Genomic DNA, 22418 nt, shown 5'->3' with positions numbered 1-22418 from the left:
CCTACTCTATGCCCGCCGCCCGGGCGCGCGAATTATAGGCGTCGCGAAAGCGCTTTTCGATCGCCGCCTTGTCGGTTTCGGCCTCCGTCGCCATGGCGAAGGCGCCGCGCACGAGCGAGGCCTCCTCGACCGTCAGCACGATCGGCCCGGCCATGAAAGCGGCGTTCGGAAGCGCGTGCAGGATCGCCTGCTTGTTGGGATGCGAGGCGACCTCGACAAGCTGGTCCGCGACTGGGTCGCGGTCGACGCAGACATAGGGGCCGATCACTTCGATCTTGCGGCCGTCGGAGGTTTCTCTGATGAATGTCGCTTGCATCTTCGCCTCACAGTCCTTTCACTTTACGATCACTTCTGTCGCAACGCCTGGGTCCGATCGCAGGACGCCGCCGCGTTGCGAAAGAATCCGTCTTAATCCACGCCTGCCGCGAGCGCCGCGATGACGCTGCCGCCAACCGTCTCCATCGCGCCGAGCTCGGCTATCTTGTCGAGGCAGCGCTGCGCCCGCGCTTTCTCGTTGCGGCGCAAATGGATGAAGGCCAGCGCTTTCAAGGTATAGAGCGCGAAATGGCCCGGTCCGTTGACGTTGCTTGCAATGTCGCCGCGCCGCCACGCCGTCCAATCCGGGTCGATCCCGGCCTGGCGCGCCGCCTCGGCAAGGCCCGCCCGCGCGATCGCCAGCGATTCGTCGAGATTGCCCTGATAGGTATGGATCTTATACAGGCAGAGATAGGTCGGCAGGGCGTCAGGGCGCAGCTCGAGCGCGGCGCGGAAGGCGAGATCGGCCGCCGCCCGGTCTCGACGGTACAGCGCGACGCCGCGTTGCAGCATCGCATTGACCTCGGGAAGGACCTCGCCGAAATCGACAAGATCGTCCATCCGGACGAGATTGTCCGTTTCCTGCCGCATCGAGTGTCGCGTCTCCGACATGCCTTGCGCCGCCGCCGGGAAAGAGGGCCGCGCTCCCTTCGCCGCAGCAAGAGCCGTGCCCGCCCTCGCCGGCGGCGCTGCCCCATTGGCGCTGCGGCGCCGCATATTAACCATCCGTGATTTTTTTCGGCGGCTGCGGGGCGCATCCGATTCGCGCCGATTTCGTCCTTTCTCCCGTCACGCGCGCTTTGTCGCGCCCGCGCCGGTTGCAGGCTCCTCTAAGGCCGCTTCGCGCGGCGGTATTGACTGAAAATTGTGCGCCGAGAATAGAACATAAAAAGAACTTGCGAGTGAGAACAAACCAGATACATTTATCAGCAACGCGGCTCGCCAAGCCGATTGCATTGCACATTTCGCCAAGCCTGTGTCAGAAGGATCAATCCAATGAGCCAAGCCAAACTTCGCCTTGTTGAAGGAACATCCGTGGACAAGACCAAGGCCCTCGACGCCGCCCTGTCGCAGATCGAACGCGCCTTCGGCAAAGGCTCGATCATGCGGCTCGGCAAGAATCAGAAGGTCGTCGAGATCGAGACGGTGCCGACCGGCTCGCTCGGCCTCGACGTCGCGCTTGGCGTCGGCGGCCTGCCGCGCGGACGCGTCGTCGAGATCTATGGTCCGGAATCTTCCGGCAAGACGACGTTGACCTTGCATGTCATCGCCGAAGCCCAGAAAAAGGGCGGCGTCTGCGCCTTCATCGACGCCGAACATGCGCTCGACACGATTTACGCGCGCAAACTCGGCGTCAATCTGGAAGATCTCCTCGTCTCGCAGCCCGACACCGGCGAACAGGCGCTCGAAATTACCGACACTCTGGTGCGCTCGGGCGCGGTCGACGTGTTGGTGATCGATTCCGTCGCCGCTCTGACCCCGCGCGCCGAGATCGAGGGCGAGATGGGCGACAGCCAGCCGGGCCTGCAGGCGCGCCTGATGAGTCAGGCGCTGCGCAAGCTCACGGCCTCGATCTCGCGCTCGAACACCATGGTGATCTTCATCAATCAGATCCGCATGAAGATCGGCGTGATGTATGGCAGCCCCGAGACGACGACGGGCGGCAACGCGCTCAAATTCTACGCCTCGGTGCGGCTCGACATCCGCCGCATCGGCTCGATCAAGGACCATGAGGAAGTGATCGGCAATCAGACCCGGGTCAAGGTCGTCAAGAACAAGGTCGCGCCGCCCTTCAAGCAGGTCGAATTCGACATTATGTATGGCGAAGGCATCTCGAAAATCGGCGAATTGATCGATCTCGGCGTAAAAGCAGGCGTCGTCGAGAAGTCGGGCGCGTGGTTCTCCTATGACAGCCAGCGGCTGGGTCAAGGCCGCGAGAATTCAAAGGCCTTCTTGAAGGCGCATCCCGAGATCGCCGACAAGATCGAACTGGCGATCCGCGAGAATGCGGGGATGATCGCCGACAAGATCCTTGATGTCGGCGAGGAGGAAGCCGAGGATTGAGGCGATCGAGCGAGTCGGCGCGCTCGCTGATCGTCGGGCGCTGACCCGAGCGATCCCGCTGCCTCGAAGCCGCGCGCGTGACGCGCCCGCGCGCTTGCGTTTTGACTTCGCGCCACGCATTTTGCGTTGACACATGATTAAAGGCGCGGCGCGGAAAAAACGCGGCCTTCAAACGGAATAGCGAATGAACGGCGTTAACGAAATACGGGCGGGTTTCCTCGATTACTTCAAGAAGAACGGCCATGAGATCGTGGCGTCTTCGCCGCTCGTGCCGCGCAATGACCCCACCCTAATGTTCACCAACGCCGGGATGGTCCAGTTCAAGAATGTCTTCACCGGCCTCGAAAAGCGCCCCTATACGCGCGCCGCGAGCGCGCAGAAATGCGTCCGCGCCGGCGGCAAGCACAATGATCTCGACAATGTCGGCTATACTGCAAGGCACCACACCTTCTTCGAGATGCTCGGCAATTTCTCCTTCGGCGATTACTTCAAGCCGCTGGCGATCGAGCTGGCCTGGAAGCTGATCACGCAGGAATTCGGTCTGCCGAAAGATCGTCTCCTCGTCACCGTCTATCATACCGACGACGAAGCCTTTGATTTATGGAAGAAAATCGCCGGCTTTCCCGATTCGAAGATCATCCGCATCGCCTCTTCCGATAATTTCTGGGCGATGGGCGACACCGGCCCCTGCGGCCCCTGCTCCGAAATTTTTTATGACCAGGGCGAAAGGCTGAAGGGCGGCCCGCCCGGCAGCCCCGACGAGGATGGCGACCGGTTCCTCGAATTCTGGAACCTCGTCTTCATGCAGTTCGAACAGCTCGGGCCAGGCGAACGGATCGATCTGCCGCGCCCCTCGATCGATACCGGCATGGGGCTCGAGCGCATCGCCGCGCTGCTGCAGGGCGTCACGTCGAATTATGACATCGACCTCATGCGCGCGCTGATCGTGGCGATCGCCGCGGCGACCGGCGTCGATCCCGACGGGCCGCAGAAGGCCAGCCATCGCGTCATCGCCGACCATTTGCGCGCCTGCGCCTTCCTCATTGCCGATGGAGTGACCCCCTCCAACGAAGGCCGCGGTTATGTGCTGCGCCGCATCATGCGCCGCGCCATGCGCCACGCGCAGCTGCTTAGCGCGCGCGAGCCATTGATGTGGCGGCTCGTCCCCGTGCTCTCGCGCGAGATGGGGCAGGCCTATCCCGAGCTGATCCGCGCCGAGTCGCTGATCGTCGAGACCCTGCGGCTCGAAGAGGCCCGCTTCATCGACACGCTGGCGCGCGGCCTCTCGATCCTCGACGAAGCCGTGCGCGACTTACCCGAGGGCGCCCCCCTGCCGGGGCAGGTGGCGTTCAAGCTCTATGATACCTATGGTTTTCCGCTCGACCTGACGCAGGACGCGCTGCGGGCGCGTTCGCTCGCCGTAGACGTGGACGGCTTCAATACCGCGATGGAGCGTCAGCGCGCCGACGCGCGCAGGGCTTGGGCCGGCTCCGGCGAGGCTGCGACCGAAACCCTCTGGTTCGCGATCAAGGACGAGGCGGGCGCGACAGATTTCCTCGGCTATGAAGCCGAACAAGCGGAAGGCGTCGTCGCCGCGCTCGTCAAGGACGGCAAGCCGGTCGAACGCCTCAACAAGGGCGAGACCGGAGCCATTATCCTCAACCAAACGCCGTTCTATGCCGAATCAGGGGGACAGGTCGGCGACACGGGCGTGATGAGCGCCGCCGGGGTTCGCTTCCGCGTCACAGACACCAAGAAGAAGCTTGGCGATCTGTTCGTGCATGAGGGAATCGTCGAGGAAGGCGAGATCACGCCCGGCCTCGCGCTCGAACTGTCGGTCGATCACGCGCGCCGCTCGGCGATCCGGGCCAATCATTCGGCGACCCATCTCCTGCATGAATCGCTGCGGCTCGTGCTCGGAGATCACGTCGCGCAAAAAGGCTCGCTCGTCGCCGACGACCGTCTGCGGTTTGACTTCACCCATCTGAAGCCGATCTCGCCGGAAGAGCTCACGCGCGTCGAGGACATCGCCAATCGCGCGGTCACCGACAATGCGCCCGTCGTCACCCGGCTGATGGCGGTCGACGAGGCGATCGCCTCCGGCGCGCGCGCTTTGTTCGGCGAGAAATATGGCGACGAGGTCCGCGTCGTAACGATGGGCTATGCGCAGGACCGCGAGGACAGCGGAGACGGCGGCGCCAACAGGGCCTTTTCCGTCGAGCTCTGCGGCGGCACCCATGTTGCGCGCACGGGCGACATCGGCCTTATTGCGATCACGTCGGAATCGGCCGTCGCCGCCGGCGTGCGGCGCATCGAGGCGAAGACGGCGGCCGCGGCGCGGCGCCATCTCAACGCGCGCTCCGACAAGCTTGAGCACATCGCCGTCCTGCTCAAATCCTCCGAGGACGACGCCGAAAAACGATTGGCCGCTCTCCTGGAGGAGCGGCGCAAGCTCGATCGCGAGCTGGCCGATGCGCGCAAGAAACTGGCCATGGGCGGCGGCGAAAAAGCCGCGGCCGAGGCGCAAGAAATCGGGGGCGTTAAATTTTTTGGCCGCGCCGTTTCGGGCGTCGATCTGAAGGATCTGAAATCGCTCGCCGACGAGGCCAAACAGACGGTTGGTTCGGGCGTCGTCGCCATCGCCGGCGTCGATAGCGACGGCAAGGCGGGTGTCGTCGTCGGCGTGACCGCGGACCTCGTCGAGCGGTTCGATTCTGTCGCGCTGGTTCGCCTCGCCGCCACGGAGCTCGGCGGCAAGGGCGGCGGCGGCCGGCGCGACATGGCGCAGGCGGGCGGCCCGAACGGCGCTGGCGTCGACGCGGCCCTGGCTGCGATCGCCAACGGACTGCGCGGCGCTCAAAACGCCGCCTGACGCCCCTTTCGGAGCTTTATTTGCGGCAGGTCAAAACCGGACCGCGGGGCTGGCAGTTAACTCCAGACCTGTGGAGGAGACGACATGTCAGACACCAACCAGAAGACGACCGATCAAGCGGCGCAGGTCAGCAATGCGGCGGCATCTATCGCCACCAAGAATTTGCAGGCTTTCGCCGCCGAATGTGCGGAGATATCGCGTCAGTCGATCGAGCACACGACTGAGACGGTCGAAAAGCTGCGCCACGCCAAAGGCCCGGCCGAAGTTCTCTCGATCCAGTCCCAATTTCTGCGCGAGGCCTTTGAAAATTTTACGCAGCACTCGCGCCGGTTTATCGAACTCGTGGCCGCATTTCCGCTGGAAATGACCAAGACTTACACCGAAGCCTGGACCCAATCCATGAACGCCGCGGCGGACAAGACGCGCGAGGCCGGCGAAAAAGTCGCCTCCAACGTCGAGCGGCTGACGAAGCCATCCTGAGAGCAACCGGCTGAGCTGAGGGCGCGGAAGATGTCAACACGGCCCGTCGATTTTGGCGGCTGGCATGGGAGGCTGCGTCGTCGCGGACCGAGACGCCTGTTTTTTTCCGTGTCATAACTCCGCGTCTCGTCGCTGCAAAGTTGCCTCGTCCATGCTTCGGCTTCTTCTTCTTCGCCACGCCGAAGCTGCGCCCGCCGCGGGAGGGGGCGATATCAACCGGCGCCTGACGGCGGGGGGTCGCGCCGCAGCCTCGCGCATCGGCGCCTATTTGCACAAAGCGCAACTTGTGCCCGAGCTTGCGCTGGTCTCTCCGGCCCGGCGCACGCTCGAAACATTCGAGGAGCTTCAGTTCGGCGCCGCATGCGAAATCCCCCGCATCGTCGCGCCCTCGCTTTACAACGCGAGCATGGGGACAGTGTTCGCGCTATTGCAGGAAACCCCCGCCAATATCGAGCGCCTTCTCTTGATTGGCCATAATCCAGGCTTGGCTGAGGCGGCGGTTTTGTTGTCGCGGGAGGGCGAGCGGGCGGTGCTTGCCCGGCTTCGCGCCCAGTTTCCGGCGCCGTCCCTGGCGATTATCGATTTCGACGCTGTCGACTGGAGGCAGGCCAGTCAGGACGCGGGCCGCCTCGATATCTTTCTCACTTTGACGTCGAACGAGTTGCAGGGCGGCGCATAAGCTGCAAAATCCGCTTGCCCGCAGCAAGCGCGCCGCCGCCTCGCCCGGGAACGCCCATGCTTCTCGAAATGCTGAGTTTACTCGCGCTCGCACTTGCCCCCAACGCCTCTCCGGGCGGCGCGCTAAGCCTTGGCCCGGAATTTATCGCAGCGATAGCGGAGCGACCGCTACAGGCGCCCTTCCCCGCCGCGACATTTCAGCCGGCTCCGCGCGCCGTATCGAACTGGCGGTTCGAGGCGGCCCGGAATCTTGACGCGCCCGTCGCCCAGCTGGCGAAGCTCGTCGCCCCGGACGCGTCTTCCCCGCGATGCGTAAAACTTAACAATTACTGGTGCGTCAAAAAGGCGGGATGGGCCGGCGAGATCGCCGCCGACGCCGATGGACATGTGGCCTTCGCCTCCGCCACGGAAGGCGCCGTCGTCGCGGCGATGCTGCTGCGGCGCTACTATCTTGTCTATAATTTGCGCTCGGCGCAGGCGATCCTGTCGCGCTGGGCGCCGGCGCAATGCGGCGGTGGAGCGCTGTCGCGCGGCCGGGGCGGCGGCTTGCTGCTTGGCGCGCTGGCGCCGCGCGGGATCGGCAATACGCTGCGCGCGCGCTGGCTGGCCGCGCATCGGCCCGGATCGGCGCTGAAGAAAACCGCCAAAGGCGCCGGGCCCGGCGCGCCTGCGCCAAAAATCCGGGTCTCGATCATCGCCGACCGAAAGATGCGGATGATCGAAGCGCCCGAAATCGCCGTCGGCATGGGCGAGCGAAGCGCCACGCCGCAGCAGCCCTTCAAATTGGCCTTGCTCGAAATGCCGAGCCTTGCGCCGCTGCTTGCCGCGCCGAGCTGCGTCGACGAGACCGCGCGCATCCGCCAATATGCGCTGCGCGCGATCGAGGGGCGTCGTCTCCAGTCCCGACGACGATCTGATGCTTTTCACGGCCGAGGGGCGCCCCCGGCCCCCAATTTGCCGCTGGTGATGCAGAATATGGCGAAGGTCGAGATCGGCCCGCTTGCGGCGCGATTCGATTTGATCTCGGCCGCGGTCGAAACCGAAGCGAGGCGGGAGGCGCAGGCCCGCGGCGTCCCTTCGGCCGCCGCGCCGGCCGAAGGGAAATAGGCCGGCACTGAGCTAGGACTCAGGCGCCGCTTGCGGGCGGCTTGATTCATACCTATCCCTTTGCCAATCCCTCCGCTTTATCTTCCGCGCGGGCGCGCAGACGCCCGCCAACGCCGCCTGGACCTCAATTGGCTCTCTTTTCCGATCTCCTTTTCGAAGCGCGCGCCGTCGCCCAAAGCCTCGTCAATCTGTCTGCGGGAACGCATATCAGGCTGGGGGTCACCGGGCTTTCGCGCGCGGGCAAGACCGTTTTCATCACCGCGCTGATCGAGCATCTGACCAAGGCGACAAGCCCCAGCCTGCGCGGCCGGAAGAATACGCTGCCTGTTTTTCGCGTTCACGCCGAAGGCCGCCTGATCAGCGGCGCGCTGGAGCCGCAGCCGGACGATAATGTGCCGCGCTTTGCCTATGAGGAGCATGAAGAGGCGCTGAACGGCGAGGGCGGCAAGGCGGAGCGCCGCATCTGGCCGCAATCGACCCGCCGCATCTCCGAGGTGCGGCTGCGGCTGCAATATCAGCAGAAGGGCGGCATGAACCCAGGCCGGCGCGCGCTGACGCTCGACATCGTCGATTATCCCGGCGAATGGCTGCTCGATCTGCCGCTGCTTGAGAAATCCTTCGCGCAATGGTCGCAGGACTCGCTCGCCGCCGCCTCCGGCGCCGCGCGGGCGCCGCTCGCAGCGCAATGGCGCGGCTTTTGCGCGCAAAGAGACCCGAGCGCGAAATTTTCCGAGGACGACGCGCGCCGCGCGGCCGAGTTGTTCACGGCCTATCTGCGCGCCTGCCGCGGCGAGGAATTCAGCTTTTCAAGCCTGCCGCCCGGCCGCTTCCTGATGCCCGGCGATCTCGCCGGCTCGCCCGCGCTGACCTTTTCGCCGCTGGCCATCGATCCAAACCGCGCCTATCCGCCGGATTCGCTGGCCGCCATGATGGAGCGGCGCTATGAGGCCTATAAGTCGCATGTCGTAAAACCGTTCTTCCGCGATCATTTCTCACGGCTCGACCGGCAGATCGTTCTCGTCGACGCACTGGCTGCGCTGAACGCGGGCCCCGCGGCGATGCGCGATCTCGAAACCGCGCTCGGCGACGTGCTGACCGCCTTCCGCGCCGGCCGCAGCAATATTATCTCGACCGTGTTCCGGCCGAAGATCGACCGCATCCTGTTTGCGGCGACCAAGGCCGATCATCTGCATCACACCAGCCATGACCGGCTGGAGGCCATTTTGCGCCATCTGACCGCCAAGGCCATCGAGCGCGTGAAGGGCGTCGGCGCCGAGGTCGACGTCATCGCGCTCGCCGCCGTGCGCGCGACGCGGGAGGCCAAGGTCAACGGCCATGGCGGCCCGGCGCTAGAGGCCGTGATCGGCACGCCGCTCGACGGCGAGCGGATTGGCGACGAGGTCTTCGACGGCAAGACGGAGGCCGCGATTTTTCCCGGCGAACTGCCGCAGGACCCCAAAGCCGTGTTTCGCGACGCCGGCCGGAACGCGGCGCCGGGCGAGGTCGACTATCGCTTCGTGCGCTTCCGGCCGCCGATGCCGATCCGCGCCGCCGACGGCTCCGCTCTGCCGCCGCCGCATATCCGCCTCGACCGCGCCTTTCAATTCCTGTTCGGCGACAAGATGACGTGACGCAGGAGCATGATGCCGAAAAGTTGCAGACTTTTCGGATCGACATCATGCTTCAAACTCTTGGGATCGATCACGTTCACGATTTTGGATCGATTCGATCCAAATCATCGTGATCTGAAGGCGATCGCCGCAATACTGATCCGCGTCCCGAAGAGCGCGCCAAAAACAGCAAGCCGTAAAGAGCCGCCCCGATGTCCGAAGACCAGAAGCGACCGCGCGCGTTTCGCCTGCAAGACCTCAACCTCGAGGAAACCGAGGCGCGGGAAAATCCGCGCGGGCCGATCCTGATCGAGCCCACGCGCGATCCATTCGAGGCCGAGGCCGAAGCGCTGACGGGCGCGGCGCCCGCCGACGCTGAAGAAGCCGCGATCGAAATCGCCCAGCAACAGGGCCTGCGCCGGCACTGGCTGATGTCCTGGGCGGGCGTCTTCTGGTCCGCCGCGAGCGGCCTGATCGCGCTCAGCTTCGGCGTCTGGATCAACAACCTCATCGACGATCTGTTTTCGCGCGCCCCCGCCCTTGGCGTCGTCGGGCTCGTTCTCGCTGGGCTCGCCGGGCTGGCGCTGCTCGTTCTTGGCGCGCGCGAGGCGGCCGGCGTGTTACGCCAGCGCCGCATCGCCGAGCTCCACGCCGGCCTCGCCGCGGCGCGCGAAGCGGACGATTTCAAGGAGGGGCGTCGGCTGGTGCAGGAACTCAGCGCGCTTTATGCGGCGCGCGCCGAAACCGCGCTCGCGCGCGACCAGTTGCGCGACCTCGCGCAGGACATCGTTGACGGACGCGACCTCATCGATATCGCCGAGCGCACGCTGATCCATCCGCTCGACCTCAAGGTGAGGCAGGAGATCGCCGACGCGGCAAAGCGCGTCTCGATGGTGACGGCGATCGCGCCGCGCGCCATCATCGACGTGGTCTTCGTCATCGCCCAGGCGATCCGGCTGATCCGGCGCATCTCGACGATTTATGGCGGCCGGCCCGGTTTGCTTGGATTCTTGAAGGTGTTGCGCTCAATCGGCGCCCATATCGCGATCACCGGCGGCATGGCGGCCGGCGACAGCATCGTGCAGCAGGTGCTCGGCCATGGCATCGCCGCCAAATTGTCGGCGCGGCTCGGCGAGGGCGTGCTGAACGGATTGCTCACAGCACGAGTCGGCCTCTCGGCGATGGCCGTCTGCCGCCCGATGCCCTATGCGGTCTCGCGCGCGCCGGGCATACGCGACGTCGCGCCATTTTTGTTCAGCAAGAACGAGACGAAGGCGTAACGTCTCGCCCGATCCAGATACGGACGGACAGCCGTCGGGTCATTTGATGGGTCTGGCGTCGAACGTCGAGCGGAACACGATGACCGCCGCCTTGCCAAAGCCGTAGCTTGTTACGACGAGGCTTGTCAGGAGATAGACAAGAAAGATTTTAGGAAACACGCCCTCCGGCGGCGTCGGACTGTCCAGCGCGGGAAACATGGCCTGCAACAGAAACAGGCTCGAATTGGTGAAAGCGCCGACAACCATCGCCCAGCGCACATGCCATGGCAATGGCGTCTTCGCCGCGTAAAGGCCGAGGATCAGCGCCGTCATCAGCAGGAAGTCGATGTGGGCCTGAAGCACTCTCGTCGTCTTGCCCGGAAATATATCCTTGATGAGGGGCAGGCCGAAATTAAGCGCGACGAGAGACCAAGCCAATATTAGCGCTGCCAACAGCCAGAGGCAGCCTCCCCGCAGCAAGACGACGTTGCCGGCATGTCTTGGATCTTCCTTCATCGCTTCGGTCCTCAAATGAGCCGGCATTTGGCGTAGCGAGTCCAAGACAAAATCGGCAGGGACGAGGCGGCGCAAAAAATTGACTGTGACGGCTGTTCTCTGAAAAAAAGGAGCAAGATCCCTCCTCAAGGGGCGGCTCGGGAGGCGATATCGCGCAATGGATGCTCTCCAAACGTCGAACCCGGCGGCGAGCCGGGACCAGCGGCGCCCGCTGCGGCTGTCCACGAATGACATCGCGCCCGCTGAGCGATCTGGCTGGCTGCGCGATGTGATTTGCCGCGAATACGCGAATGTCGAAGTGACGTCGCCGACCTGCCAGATTCTGTCACAGGATCTGACAATCTACCCTTGGGACCGTTCTCGACTGTCCGTTATCCGGTCATCCGCCGTCGGCCTGAGGCGCCTGCCGCGCGAGCCGCTGCTCGCCGGTCAGGACGCCTATTTCGTGGTCGTGCTGCTTTCAGGTGATTACGTGCTTGAGCAAGAGGGCAAGGAGGTTGTCCTGCAGCCCGGCGATATGACGATCTATGACGCGACTCGGCCGCACAAAATCCATTGCCCACGGGACTTTTCGAAGCTCATTCTAGCGATCCCCCGTTTGCTGCTGCGAGAGCGGATGGCGGGCGTCGAACATTGCGCCGCTCTGCGAATTCCGGGCTCCGGCGGGATCGGTTCGGTCGCCTCGCGTTTTTTGCAGTCCTGCGGCAAGAACGCCGACGAATTTGCGCCAAACGAAATTTTGGCGCTCGCCGACCAGGCCGTCGATCTTGTCACCCTGGCGGCGGCGTCGGTCCGGCCCGGAGGCTTTTCGCTGTCGAGAAGCCGCGCGCTTTCGATGCGTCGCGTCAAGGCTTTGGTTGAAGAGCGCCTGGCCGATCTCGAACTCGACACGGCCAAAATCGCCCGTCTCGCCGGGCTCTCGGCGCGCTATCTCAACGGCCTTTTCGGCGATGAAGGGACTTCGATCATGCGCTATGTCTGGTCCCGCAGGCTGGAGAATTGCGCGAAGGATTTTTCGGATCCCCGTCGGGCGGGCGATCCCCTGTCCGAAATCGCCTTTCGCTGGGGGTTTAGCGACGCGTCCCACTTCAGCCGCGCATTCAAGCAGCGCTTCGGTTGCGCGCCAAGGGAGTTCAGGCGACGCCGCTAGCCCACGGAATGGATCGGGTCGATTGACGCGTCTGCGGAACCCGCAGCGCCGCCGTGAATTTCCCCCCGAAATCTTGGTGAAAGGGGAAGACCATGGCGAAACTGACGAGCAAACAGCGGGACAAACTGCCCGAGGACAAATTCGCAGGGCCCGGCCGGACCTATCCAATTCCCGATAAGGCGCATGCTGCGGACGCCAAGGCTCGCGCCTCCCAGGCCGTCAAAGCCGGCCGTATGGGAAAAGCGCAGGAAGCCAAGATCGACGCCAAAGCCGATCGCGTGCTGAAGAAGGGCTGAACCACCATCCTGAAAAGCGCTACTTTTCGGATGATGGTCAGACTCACGCCGCCTTTTGCTTCGGAACGATCAGCTTGCGGTTGATTAGCGTTTCGGCGATCTGCACGGCGTTGAGCGCCGCGCCCTTGCGCAGATTGTCGGCGACGCACCAGAGGATCAGGCCGTTTTCGACCGTCGGATCCTCGCGGATGCGCGAGATATAGGTCGCGTCCTCGCCCGCAGCTTCATGCGGCGTGATGTAGCCGCCGGGCTCGCGCTTGTCGATGACAAGGCAACCGGGCGCCTCGCGTAGAATATCGCGCGCCTCATCCGCGCTGATCGGGTTCTCGAACTCGATATTGACCGCTTCGGAATGGCCGATGAACACCGGCACCCGGACGCAGGTGGCCGAGAGTTTGATCTTGGGATCGAGGATTTTTTTCACCTCGACCATCATCTTCCATTCCTCCTTGGTCGAGCCGTCTTCCATGAAGACATCGATCTGCGGAATGACGTTGAAGGCCATGCGCTTTGGGAATTTGTTCGACTGCACCGGGTCGGATACGAAGATCGCGCGGGTCTGGGCGAATAATTCGTCCATCGCCTCCTTGCCCGCGCCCGAAACCGACTGATAGGTCGACACCACGACGCGCAGGATCTTCGCCTTGTCGTGCAACGGCTTCAGCGCCACGACGAGCTGGGCCGTCGAACAATTCGGATTGGCGATGATGTTCCGCTTCGAAAATCCGATGATCGCGTCGGCATTAACCTCGGGCACGATCAGCGGCACATCGGACTCATAGCGCCACGCCGAGGAATTATCTATGACGACGCAATGTTGCGCGGCAATCCGCGGGGAGTACTCCTTGGAAATCGCGCCGCCCGCCGACATCAGGCAAATGTCGACGCCGCTGAAATCGTAATTTTCGAGCGACTTGCATTTCAGGGTCTTGTCTCCAAACGAGACTTCCGTGCCGATCGAGCGAGAGGAGGCGACCGCGATCACCTCATCGACCGGGAACCGCCGCTCAGCCAGAATATCGAGCATCTCGCGGCCGACATTTCCTGTCGCGCCGACGACTGCAACCCTGAAACCCATGATCGTCTCCACGCGGCGGCGCATCGCCGCCGCCCTCATTTGCGCTGCGCCTCCGCAAAAGCAAAGGCGATCGAATATAAATTGCTTGGCCTGAACATAGGCGATGCGGCGCAGCCCCGCAATGCGGCTCAGCCGGCGGCAATTTCGGTCAAGCTCAAGAAGCGGTTAATGCCGGGGCCAATCGTAAAGGCCGCGATAAGCCTATTCCCAAACAGGCGGCACACGTAACGTTTGGCGTAAGCCTCGGCTTCTATAGTTGCGCCGAAGCCGCCGCGGGGGGCGGCGAAGGGCAGCTCTATATGGCGCATGTAGCTATCGACGACGACGGGGCGGCGACGGGGTTTTCTCCGCGGGAGCGGCGGCGCGCCATAATACAAGCAAAAGGGCGCGGATGGACGCGCTTCATCGCCGTGGCGGCGCTCGCGGCCATCGCCTTCGGCTGTCTCGTCGCTTTTTACGATCAGGAGAAAGAGGGCCCCCGCCCGCGCGAGGCCCGGATCGCCGCGCAGGCCGGTTGGGTCGTCAATCGCGCCGCTCCGGCGATGTTCAGGGTCGCGGCGCCAGACGGGGCGCGTGAACCGACATCGCATGAAATTCGCGTCCGGGCTGGCGGCGGCCGTCAGGACATCTTCGTCTTTGGCGACATAAACGGCGACGGCCCTATCGCGCGGCTGACGCTCATCCAACAAGGCGAGGCGAACGCCTCCGCTTCGCCTTTCTTCGTCGCTCTGGCGCGCATGGCCGCGGAAGCCGGGCGAAGCGTCGCCCTCGCGGCGCAGCCCGCCGCCCTTCCGACGCGGCTCGGGGTATTCGAGGCGGCGGAAGCTTCGCTTAGCCGCAGCGGCGGCGGCGCGTCGAAATGTGTCGGCTTCCGCAATATTCGAGAGGCTGCATCGCCGCAGGAGGCCTCGCTTAGCGTCGCGGGATTCGCCTGCGCCGCATCGGAGCCCGACGGCGCCGCGCCAGCCATGGGAGAGACCGCGGCCTGCCTCATCGACGCCATCGAGCTCTTGCCGGGGATTGACGATCCCGGCCTCGCCGCCGCCTTCGCCGAGCGGGATTTGCGCCAGACCACTGCCTGCGCCGGCCAAGCCGAGGAATTTGGCGCGCCCGTCTTACGAAAATCGCTGGATCATGGATTTTCTTTATCTGCGCGATGAACGAAAACGCAGCGGCTGCGTTGTAAGCGTAGCAATAGAGGGTTTTTCCATGGCCATTGGCGCGTCTTTCAGATTTGCTTCGCTCTTTCTCGCCGCCGCGACGCTCGCTGCATTCTCGGGTTCGGCGTCCGCGGAGACGAAAACCCGCCATCGTCAGGCGACTCCTGCCGCCTATGCTGACGAGCGCCCGCCGCTGACCGTCAACAAGCGCAGCTTTCTCGATCCCGGCCCGGTCGTGCCCGTCGGCAGCATGTCGAACTATGTGACGGCGAATACGATCTTCAACCGCACGCCGGATCAGGTCGCGCAGCGCTCGAAATACGGCAATGAAATCCTGCCGGCGCCGCTCGAAGTGCCCGGCCGTCAGACGCCGATCTTCGAATTCGATTCGCCCCGCATCGACTAAATCGGGCTGAACCGAGGGGCCTGAGCACTAGCTGGCCTTCGACAGAAGGCGCGTTGTTGCGTCAGGCAGAACAGATGAGCCAAAAAAGCGGCGCTTCTCTACGGAGAGGCCGCTTTTTTTTGTGCCGTCTGGGGAAATCGCCGTCTGCGGATCAATGCCGCAAGTTAAAAACCAGGGTGCTCGGTTACCGCTTCCCATAGGCCGTGAAGACGTAATCCTTCGCCTTCACGATCGTATGGCACGCGAAGCCGCAATCAGCGCCGCTTCCAACGGGCGTGAACGAACCGGAGGCGGGGTCAGAGTCGAACTGGGCGTATCCCCATCCGCCGATGTCCGGAAATCTCTTGCTGTCCCGCACCATGAAATCGACGTCATGCAGCGCGCCCGGCACAATCGTCGGAGAGGGGGCCTCCTCGCTCTTTTTCGCGTTCCAATGGATCTTGGCCAGTTTGGAGCCGTCGGGAAAAGGCTGGCCATTTTCGGGCGCGCCGGCCCGATAGGCCTCAATCATCACGGGGTTGGCGAGGATCGCCTCGATCAGATCGCCGCTCTGACTCACGGCGACAGTCGCCCAGTCTTCGAATCCCCTGAATTCAGAGAATGCGAGCCCGTCCGGGACTGCCAGGCTGTACTTGTCCTGCGCGGCGACGGCGCCGCCGCCGAGGTTGGCGACCAATGCTGCGATGGCCGCGCAAATTGCCGCGGACGCAGTCAGAACGCTGCGCTGGGCCCGGAACGACGATTTTTGGCGCATGATCGTCTCCTCGGCTGGCGTGAGCGAAGCTGAAGAACTTTTCAGAGCCGGTCACGCAACCACAGGCGGCTTGGCTCTCAAAACTATTCTAGGGTGAGCCGACCGCTGCGAGGCCGCCGCCGGGCAGAGCTCTTGATTTCGCCGCTTCCGCCCGATCTGCGCCGCTTTCGGCCAATCGCTCGCGCATTCAAAAACGACGAATTCGCAAGCCATGTTAAAAAATCTCAGGACACGATCAAGCTTAAAATCATCCCGTTCTAATGCACGGCGATCTTCAATTCTTCCAAAATGGCGTCGCCCATTTGCGCCGTCGAGATCGTATTTTGCGCGCCTCCGGCGATGTCCCCGGTCCGCAAGCCTTTTTCCAGCACGGCCGCGATCGAGCGGTCGATGCGGTCGGCAAGATCCTCCAAATTGAAGGAATAGCGCAGCGCCATCACCAGCGACGAGATCATCGCGATCGGATTGGCGATTCCCTTCCCCGCAATATCCGGCGCTGAGCCATGCACCGGCTCATAGAGCGCCTTGCGCGCGCCGGTCGTCGCGTTGCGTTCGCCAAGCGAGGCCGACGGCAGCATGCCGAGCGAGCCCGTCAGCATCGCGGCGACGTCCGACAGCATGTCGCCGAACAGATTGTCGGTGACGATGACGTCGAACTGCTTCGGCCGGCGGACGAGCTGCATGCCGAGGGCGTCCGCGAGCTGATGCTCAAGCTCCACGTCGGGGAATTCGCGTGTGTGCAGCGCCGAGATGACCTCATGCCAAAGCACGCCCGACTTCATGACATTGCGCTTTTCCGACGAGGTCACCTTGTTGCGCCGCTTGCGCGCAAGCTCGAAGGCGATGCGGCCGATGCGCTCGATCTCGTAGGTGTCGTAAACCTGCGTGTCGATTGCGCGCTTCTGCCCGTTGCCGAGATCGATGATCTGCTTCGGCTCGCCGAAATAGACGCCGCCGGTGAGTTCGCGAACGATCAGAATGTCGAGGCCGTCGACCACTTCCCGCTTCAACGAGGAGGCGTCGGCGAGGGCGGGATAGCAGATCGCGGGGCGAAGATTGGCGAAGAGCTGCATATCCTTGCGCAGGCGCAGGAGCCCCGCCTCCGGCCGATTTTCGTAAGGAACCTGATCCCATTTCGGGCCGCCGACCGCCGCCAGCAAGACGGCGTCGGCTTCCTGCGCCCGCGCCATATCGTCTTCGCTGATCGCCGCGCCATAGACGTCATAGGCGCTGCCGCCGACCAGACCTTTCTCGATCTCAAATTTGACGAGACCCTCATAGGTTAAAAAGGCGGCGATCTTCTCGACCTCCGCCATCACCTCGGGGCCGATGCCGTCTCCGGGAAGGACGAGGAGCTTATATGTGGTCATTGGTCTAAGGCCCCGATTTGTTTTCTTTTTGCGTCCGGCGCAACCGGGGCCGACCAGGCTCCGGCGCAAGCCTACGCATTGCTGCTTTAACGCTGAAACGGGCAAAAGGTCAGCAAATTTTCGCGGCCCCGCGCCGGATCGATCGTCGGGACGGGGCGCGCCAAATTCACAATCCTTCGCTCGATTCCGATCTTAAAAATTGGACTTGAAGCGCGGCGCGTCCGAAGGCGCGTCGGTCCAACTTTTTGACTCTCACGCCGGCCCGAAGGCTGACGCGTCACGCCACGGCGAGCTGGCGCAGCACGAAGGGCAGGATGCCGCCATTCTTGAAATAATCGAGCTCGTCGAGGGTGGCGATCCGACACAGCAAAGGCGTCTTTTTCTTTTTGCCGTCCGGATAGGTGATCTCCATCTCCATCATCTGACGCGGCTGCAGCGAATCGCCGAGGCCGTGGATGGTGACGAGTTCATCGCCCTTGAGCTTGAGGCTCTTCCACGACGTGCCGGGCTCGAAGGTCAGCGGCAACACGCCCATGCCGACGAGGTTCGAGCGATGGATGCGCTCGAAGGATTCGGCGATCACCGCGCGCACGCCGAGGAGACGTGTGCCCTTGGCCGCCCAGTCGCGCGAAGAGCCATTGCCATATTCGGCGCCGGCGAAGATGACCAGCGGCGCGCCCTCGGCCTGATATTTCATCGAGGCGTCGAAGATCGACATTTCCTCGCCATCCGGCCAATGCTTGGTGTAGCCGCCTTCCGGCACCGCGCCGTCCTTCTCGCGGATGAAGTTCTTGATGCGGATATTGGCGAAGGTGCCGCGCATCATGATTTCATGATTGCCGCGCCGCGTGCCGTATTGGTTGAAATTTTCGGCCGAAACCTGACGTTCGAGCAAATAGCTGCCGGCGGGCGAGGCCGCCTTGATCGAACCGGCCGGCGAAATATGGTCGGTTGTGATCTTGTCGCCGAAGATGGCGAGAATCCGCGCGCCGTCGATCTCCTTGACAGGCTCCGGCTCGGCCGTCAGCCCGTCGAAATAGGGCGGGTTCTGCACATAGGTCGAGCCCATGTCCCATTTATAGGTTTCGCCCGCCGGCGCCTTCACCTTGCGCCAATTGACGTCGCCGTTGAACACGTCGGCGTAGCGCTCCTTGAAGACCTTGCGCGTCACATATTGCTCGGTGACTTCGGCGATCTCTTCATCGGAGGGCCAGATGTCTGAAAGATAGACCGGATTGCCCTTCTTGTCGTGGCCGAGCGGCTCGATCTTCAGATCCTTCGCGACGGTGCCGGCCAGCGCATGGGCGACGACGAGCGGCGGCGAGGCGAGATAATTCGCCTGCACATCGGGGCTGATGCGGCCCTCGAAATTGCGGTTGCCGGACAGGACCGCCGACGCGACGATTCCGTTTTCGTTGATCGTCTTGGAAATCTCGGACGCGAGCGGACCCGAATTGCCGATGCAGGTCGTGCAGCCGAAGCCAACGAGATTGAAGCCGAGCTTGTCGAGCGATTTCTGCAGGCCCGAGGCGGCCAGATATTCGGCGACGACCTGGCTCCCGGGCGCAAGAGAGGCCTTGACCCAGGGCTTGACGCTGATTCCCTTTTCGACCGCGTTGCGGGCGAGCAGGCCCGCGCCGATCAGGACGCTGGGGTTCGAAGTGTTCGTGCAGGAGGTGATGGCGGCGATGACGACGTCGCCGTGGCCGAGCGTAAAATCCTTGCCCTCGACCTTGAAGCGTTTATCGGCTTCGCCCGGCTTGCGGTATTCGGTCTCGAGCGCCGTCTTGAACCCGGCGCCGACGCTTTCGAGCGCAATGCGGCCTTCCGGCCGCTTCGGCCCGGCCATCGACGGCTTCACCGTGGTCAGATCGAGTTCGAGCGTATCGGTGAACACGGGATCGGCCGCGTTGCGGGTCCGGTAGAGACCCTGCGCCCGCGCATAGGCTTCGACGAGCGCCACCCGGGCGGGGGTCCGGGCCGAGGTGGTGAGATAGGCGAGCGTTTCCGAATCGACCGGGAAGAAGCCGCAGGTCGCGCCGTACTCCGGGCCCATATTGGCGATCGTCGCGCGGTCCGCGAGCGAAAGGTGGTTGAGGCCGGAGCCGTAGAATTCGACGAATTTACCGACGACGCCTTTCTGACGCAGCATCTGCGTCACGGTGAGGACGAGATCGGTCGCCGTCACGCCTTCGTCGAGCTCCCCGACCACCTTGAAGCCGATAACTTCCGGCAGCAGCATGGAGAGCGGCTGGCCGAGCATGCAGGCCTCGGCCTCGATGCCGCCGACGCCCCAGCCGAGCACCGACAGGCCGTTGACCATTGTGGTGTGCGAATCGGTGCCGACCAGCGAATCGGGATAGGCGACCTCGACCGTCTCGGCCTTGCCGCGCGCGGGCTTGTATTTTTCCTTCCGCGTCCAGACCGTCTGAGCGAGATATTCGAGATTGACCTGATGGCAGATGCCGGTGCCCGGCGGCACGACGCGGAAATTATCGAACGAGCTCTGGCCCCATTTCAGAAAACGGTAGCGCTCGCCGTTGCGGGAATATTCGAGATCAACATTGGCCTTGAGCGCCTTGCTGCTGCCGGCGACGTCGACGATGACGGAATGGTCGATGACGAGATCGACCGGCACCAGGGGATTGATCTTCTGCGGATCGCCGCCGAGCTTGGTCATCGCGTCGCGCATGGCGGCGAGGTCGACGACGGCGGGAACGCCAGTGAAATCCTGCATGAGCACGCGGGTCGGGCGGAAGGCGATCTCGCGCTCCGTCTTGCCCTTATTGTCGAGCCAGGCCGCGACCGCTTCGATGTCTTCCTTGGTGACAGAGCGTCCGTCCTCGAAGCGCAAAAGATTCTCAAGCAGGATCTTCATCGAGAAGGGCAACTGCGAGATTCCGGCAAGCCCATTCTTCTCGGCGGCCTTCAGGGAATAATAATGATAGGTCTTGCGGCCGACGGTGAGTTTCTTGCGGCATTTGAAACTGTCGAGCGAGGCCATGAGCATTTTTCTCCGCAAGTCGGACGAGAACAGGAAAAGGAAAAAGCCGGAGGGCTTATAGGGGATATGTACGCTGAGAGCCATGCGGATGCTAGACAGTTCGCCTAAGCAATTTGGGCAATATGAGGACGCTTTATGATGCGGCTTTCGGCATCGCGCCTAACGATCGAACGCGGCGGCCGCACCATCCTTCGCAATCTCGATTTCGCCGTCGACTCCGGCGAAATGCTGATCGTGACCGGCCGCAACGGCGCCGGCAAATCGACGCTGTTGCGCGCGCTCGCCGGCCTCCTGCCGCTGGCGTCGGGCGCGCTTGCGTTGAGCCCTTCGTCCGAAGACAGCATCGCCGAACAGACGCATTACATCGGCCACGCCGACGCCCTGAAAAATTCGCTCACCGCCGCCGAGAATCTTGAATTTTTCGCCGCCCTGCTCGACCTCGGGCGCGGCGGCCTTGAGCCCTATGCGGCGCTGGACTCCTTTGGCCTCCGCCATGTCGCCGATCTTCCGGCGGCCTATCTTTCGGCCGGTCAAAAACGCCGCGCCGCCCTCGCCAAGCTGCTTGTCGCGCGCCGGCCGATCTGGCTTCTCGACGAGCCGACGACGGCGCTCGATACAGCCTCGCAAGCGCTGATCCTGTCGGTCATCGGCGCGCATCTGGCGGCCGGCGGACTTGTCGTCGCCTCGACCCATGCGCGCCTCGATCTGCCGGCGCGCGAACTGCAGCTTGGGGCAGCCGCTTGAGCGCCGGCGCGGCCAACCCCGCGGCCGACGGTGAAGCCGCGCGGCGCTCGCCGCTGCGCGCGCTTTTTATGCGCGAATTGCGAATCAGCCGGCGCATCGGCGGCGGCGGAAGTCTTGGCGTCGTCTTCTTCCTGATGCTCGTCGTGCTGACGCCCTTCGCGGTCGGCCCCGATCTCGCTTTGCTCGGCCGCATCGCGCCGGCCATGCTGTGGATCGCCGCCCTGCTCGCCACCCTGCTCGGCCTCGACAGGCTGTTCCAATCCGATCACGACGACGGCTCGCTCGATCTTCTCTTGATGAGCAAGGCGCCGCTCGAACTGATCGTCCTCGTCAAATGCCTCGCCCATTGGCTCGTCACCGGCCTGCCGCTGGTCGCCGCGGCGCCTTTCTTCGGCTTGATGCTGGCGATGCCGGCGGGTCAGCTGTGGAGCGTCACCCTCTCGCTGATGATCGGCACCCCGGCGCTGACGCTGATCGGCGCGATCGGCGCGGCGCTGACGGTCAGCCTGCGCCGCGGCGGCCTTCTTCTGCCCGTGCTGATTTTGCCCTTCTGCACGCCGGCGCTCATTTTCGGCGTCGCCGCCGCGGCGGCTGGAGCGGCGGTCTCTCCCGCGCCGGCCGCGCCGCCATTCTTGATTCTCGCCGCGATCAGTCTCCTCGCGCTGGTCGGGGCGCCGATCGCCGCCGCGGCGGCGTTGCGCCAGATGAGCGAATAGAGCCGCGCCGGCGCCGCGAAGCAATCATCCACTCATTTGCAATTTTATGCATTGATTTTGCAGAGCTTTCAGGCCTCGAGCGCATCAATCCAGAGCACCTTGCTCCAATTTGCTCTGTCTTGAGGGTTCCAGCCATGAATCGCAGTCTCGTCGCCGGCGCAGCCATATTGACCCTCGCGCTTTTGCTCGGCGCGGCGACGTCCGCGGGAGCCTTCGAGGGCGGCTTTCGCGGCGGCGGCAGGGGCGGCGCGGGCGGAGTTGGCGGCGAAGGCGGCGTCGGCGGCGCTGACCGCGGCGGCTTCAACGGCGGCGCCGCTGACGCCAAAGGCGGCGAATATCACGCGGGCGGCGCCGAAGGCGGCGCTTGGCATGGCGCCGGAGCGGCCGCCGGCGGCGCCTGGCATGGCAGCGGATGGAGTCGCGACGCCTGGCAGGCTGGCGAGGAGACAGCCGCGAGCATTATCGGCGCGGACGCCATCCTCGGCGGGACCGCCGCCGGGGGCGCAGGCGCCTCTTATGGCGGCTCAGGCGGCGCGGCCTATGGCGGCGGCGCGGCCGCAACGGGCGGCGGCTATTATTCCGGTCCGGGCGGCGAAGGGTGGAGTTCTGGCGCCGCGGCGGCCGGCGGAACTTGGAGCGGAGCCGCCGCTGCTGGCGGGGCGGCCTCTGGCGCCGGCGCCGCGGGCGGCGAACGCCACGCCGAAGGCGGCTTCGACGACGGTCGGAGCGCTGGCGGATTCGGCGGCGGGGCGGGACGCGGCGGGGCCGGCGGCTTCGGCGGGCGCCGCTAGACGGTCATTGCAATTCGTTGATCGCTGTCGGCCCGCTTCCCTTGGCTC

General features: G+C 64.1%; 21 protein-coding genes. 14 read left to right on the top strand and 7 right to left on the bottom strand.

Annotated elements, in window-relative coordinates; translation table 11 throughout:
- Position 1: 1 nt before the first annotated feature.
- Positions 2–316 (bottom strand): hypothetical protein, encoded by a 315-nt coding sequence (locus tag MSIL_RS17905; protein ID WP_012592484.1) that lies wholly within the window; start codon positions 314–316, stop codon positions 2–4.
- Positions 317–408: 92 nt separating this feature from the next.
- On the bottom strand, positions 409–906 hold the full coding sequence (locus MSIL_RS17900; protein WP_012592483.1) for a hypothetical protein: 498 nt from the start codon (positions 904–906) through the stop codon (positions 409–411).
- Between the two features lie 405 nt (positions 907–1311).
- On the opposite strand from MSIL_RS17900, the gene recA reads away from it, so the two are divergent.
- The 7 genes from recA (at position 1312) to MSIL_RS17865 (ending at position 10406) form a co-directional block, all read left to right on the top strand.
- The gene (recA, locus tag MSIL_RS17895; RefSeq protein WP_012592482.1) at positions 1312–2379 is read left to right on the top strand and encodes a recombinase RecA; all 1068 of its coding nucleotides are present in this window, start codon (positions 1312–1314) and stop codon (positions 2377–2379) included.
- Positions 2380–2563: 184 nt separating this feature from the next.
- The gene (gene alaS, locus MSIL_RS17890) at positions 2564–5251 is read left to right on the top strand and encodes an alanine--tRNA ligase (protein ID WP_012592481.1); all 2688 of its coding nucleotides are present in this window, start codon (positions 2564–2566) and stop codon (positions 5249–5251) included.
- 84 nt (positions 5252–5335) lie between these two features.
- Positions 5336–5731 carry a phasin family protein gene (gene phaP / locus MSIL_RS17885; RefSeq protein ID WP_012592480.1) on the top strand — a complete coding sequence of 132 codons (396 nt, stop codon included), beginning with the start codon at positions 5336–5338 and terminating at the stop codon, positions 5729–5731.
- 151 nt (positions 5732–5882) lie between these two features.
- A complete protein-coding gene (locus tag MSIL_RS17880) occupies positions 5883–6410 on the top strand; it encodes a SixA phosphatase family protein (protein WP_012592479.1) in 528 nt (175 codons plus the stop codon).
- A 56-nt stretch (positions 6411–6466) separates the two neighbouring features.
- On the top strand, positions 6467–7516 hold the full coding sequence (locus tag MSIL_RS17875; RefSeq protein WP_012592478.1) for a hypothetical protein: 1050 nt from the start codon (positions 6467–6469) through the stop codon (positions 7514–7516).
- Positions 7517–7644: 128 nt separating this feature from the next.
- Positions 7645–9147 (top strand): YcjX family GTP-binding protein, encoded by a 1503-nt coding sequence (locus tag MSIL_RS17870; RefSeq protein WP_012592477.1) that lies wholly within the window; start codon positions 7645–7647, stop codon positions 9145–9147.
- Between the two features lie 191 nt (positions 9148–9338).
- Positions 9339–10406, top strand: coding sequence for a YcjF family protein (locus tag MSIL_RS17865; RefSeq protein WP_012592476.1), 1068 nt, complete (start codon positions 9339–9341; stop codon positions 10404–10406).
- A 39-nt stretch (positions 10407–10445) separates the two neighbouring features.
- On the opposite strand, the gene MSIL_RS17860 is transcribed toward MSIL_RS17865, so the two are convergent.
- The gene (locus MSIL_RS17860) at positions 10446–10901 is read right to left on the bottom strand and encodes a hypothetical protein (RefSeq protein ID WP_012592475.1); all 456 of its coding nucleotides are present in this window, start codon (positions 10899–10901) and stop codon (positions 10446–10448) included.
- A gap of 157 nt (positions 10902–11058) precedes the next feature.
- On the opposite strand from MSIL_RS17860, the gene MSIL_RS17855 reads away from it, so the two are divergent.
- Together MSIL_RS17855 and MSIL_RS17850 are read left to right on the top strand one after the other, a co-directional pair.
- Entirely contained in the window at positions 11059–12051 is a 993-nt protein-coding gene (locus tag MSIL_RS17855; RefSeq protein ID WP_012592474.1) for an AraC-like ligand-binding domain-containing protein, read from the top strand.
- Positions 12052–12143: 92 nt separating this feature from the next.
- Positions 12144–12347 carry a hypothetical protein gene (locus tag MSIL_RS17850; protein WP_012592473.1) on the top strand — a complete coding sequence of 68 codons (204 nt, stop codon included), beginning with the start codon at positions 12144–12146 and terminating at the stop codon, positions 12345–12347.
- A 43-nt stretch (positions 12348–12390) separates the two neighbouring features.
- Here MSIL_RS17850 and MSIL_RS17845 read toward each other — a convergent pair whose 3' ends face one another.
- Positions 12391–13425, bottom strand: a complete 1035-nt coding sequence (locus tag MSIL_RS17845) for an aspartate-semialdehyde dehydrogenase (protein ID WP_041369466.1) — start codon at positions 13423–13425, stop codon at positions 12391–12393.
- A gap of 299 nt (positions 13426–13724) precedes the next feature.
- Between MSIL_RS17845 and MSIL_RS17835 the strand changes: the two genes are divergently transcribed.
- Together MSIL_RS17835 and MSIL_RS17830 are read left to right on the top strand one after the other, a co-directional pair.
- Positions 13725–14585, top strand: coding sequence for a hypothetical protein (locus tag MSIL_RS17835; protein WP_012592471.1), 861 nt, complete (start codon positions 13725–13727; stop codon positions 14583–14585).
- A gap of 49 nt (positions 14586–14634) precedes the next feature.
- Positions 14635–14991 (top strand): hypothetical protein, encoded by a 357-nt coding sequence (locus MSIL_RS17830; protein ID WP_012592470.1) that lies wholly within the window; start codon positions 14635–14637, stop codon positions 14989–14991.
- Between the two features lie 184 nt (positions 14992–15175).
- Here the strand turns inward: MSIL_RS17830 and MSIL_RS17825 are convergent, their stop codons facing one another.
- The 3 genes from MSIL_RS17825 to acnA all read right to left on the bottom strand — a co-directional run bounded on the left by MSIL_RS17825 (position 15176) and on the right by acnA (position 20119).
- A complete protein-coding gene (locus tag MSIL_RS17825) occupies positions 15176–15745 on the bottom strand; it encodes a cytochrome P460 family protein (protein ID WP_012592469.1) in 570 nt (189 codons plus the stop codon).
- A gap of 257 nt (positions 15746–16002) precedes the next feature.
- Positions 16003–17115: a 3-isopropylmalate dehydrogenase gene (gene leuB, locus MSIL_RS17820; protein ID WP_012592468.1), complete on the bottom strand. Its 1113-nt coding sequence runs from the start codon at positions 17113–17115 to the stop codon at positions 16003–16005.
- A gap of 277 nt (positions 17116–17392) precedes the next feature.
- Positions 17393–20119 carry an aconitate hydratase AcnA gene (gene acnA / locus MSIL_RS17810; protein ID WP_041369464.1) on the bottom strand — a complete coding sequence of 909 codons (2727 nt, stop codon included), beginning with the start codon at positions 20117–20119 and terminating at the stop codon, positions 17393–17395.
- 138 nt (positions 20120–20257) lie between these two features.
- On the opposite strand from acnA, the gene ccmA reads away from it, so the two are divergent.
- From ccmA to MSIL_RS22215, 3 genes are all read left to right on the top strand, one after another.
- Positions 20258–20863 carry a heme ABC exporter ATP-binding protein CcmA gene (ccmA, locus tag MSIL_RS17805; RefSeq protein WP_041369462.1) on the top strand — a complete coding sequence of 202 codons (606 nt, stop codon included), beginning with the start codon at positions 20258–20260 and terminating at the stop codon, positions 20861–20863.
- The gene (gene ccmB, locus MSIL_RS17800; protein ID WP_012592465.1) at positions 20860–21579 is read left to right on the top strand and encodes a heme exporter protein CcmB; all 720 of its coding nucleotides are present in this window, start codon (positions 20860–20862) and stop codon (positions 21577–21579) included. Before ccmA ends, ccmB begins: the two co-directional genes overlap by 4 nt.
- A gap of 134 nt (positions 21580–21713) precedes the next feature.
- Complete coding sequence (locus tag MSIL_RS22215; protein WP_012592464.1) at positions 21714–22370, top strand: hypothetical protein; 657 nt, start codon at positions 21714–21716, stop codon at positions 22368–22370.
- Positions 22371–22418: the final 48 nt, after the last annotated feature.

Origin of the sequence: Methylocella silvestris BL2 (assembly GCF_000021745.1) — a bacterium.
In the GTDB taxonomy this organism is placed as follows: Bacteria; Pseudomonadota; Alphaproteobacteria; order Rhizobiales; family Beijerinckiaceae; genus Methylocapsa; species Methylocapsa silvestris.
This window is presented reverse-complemented; position numbering and strand designations above follow the sequence as displayed.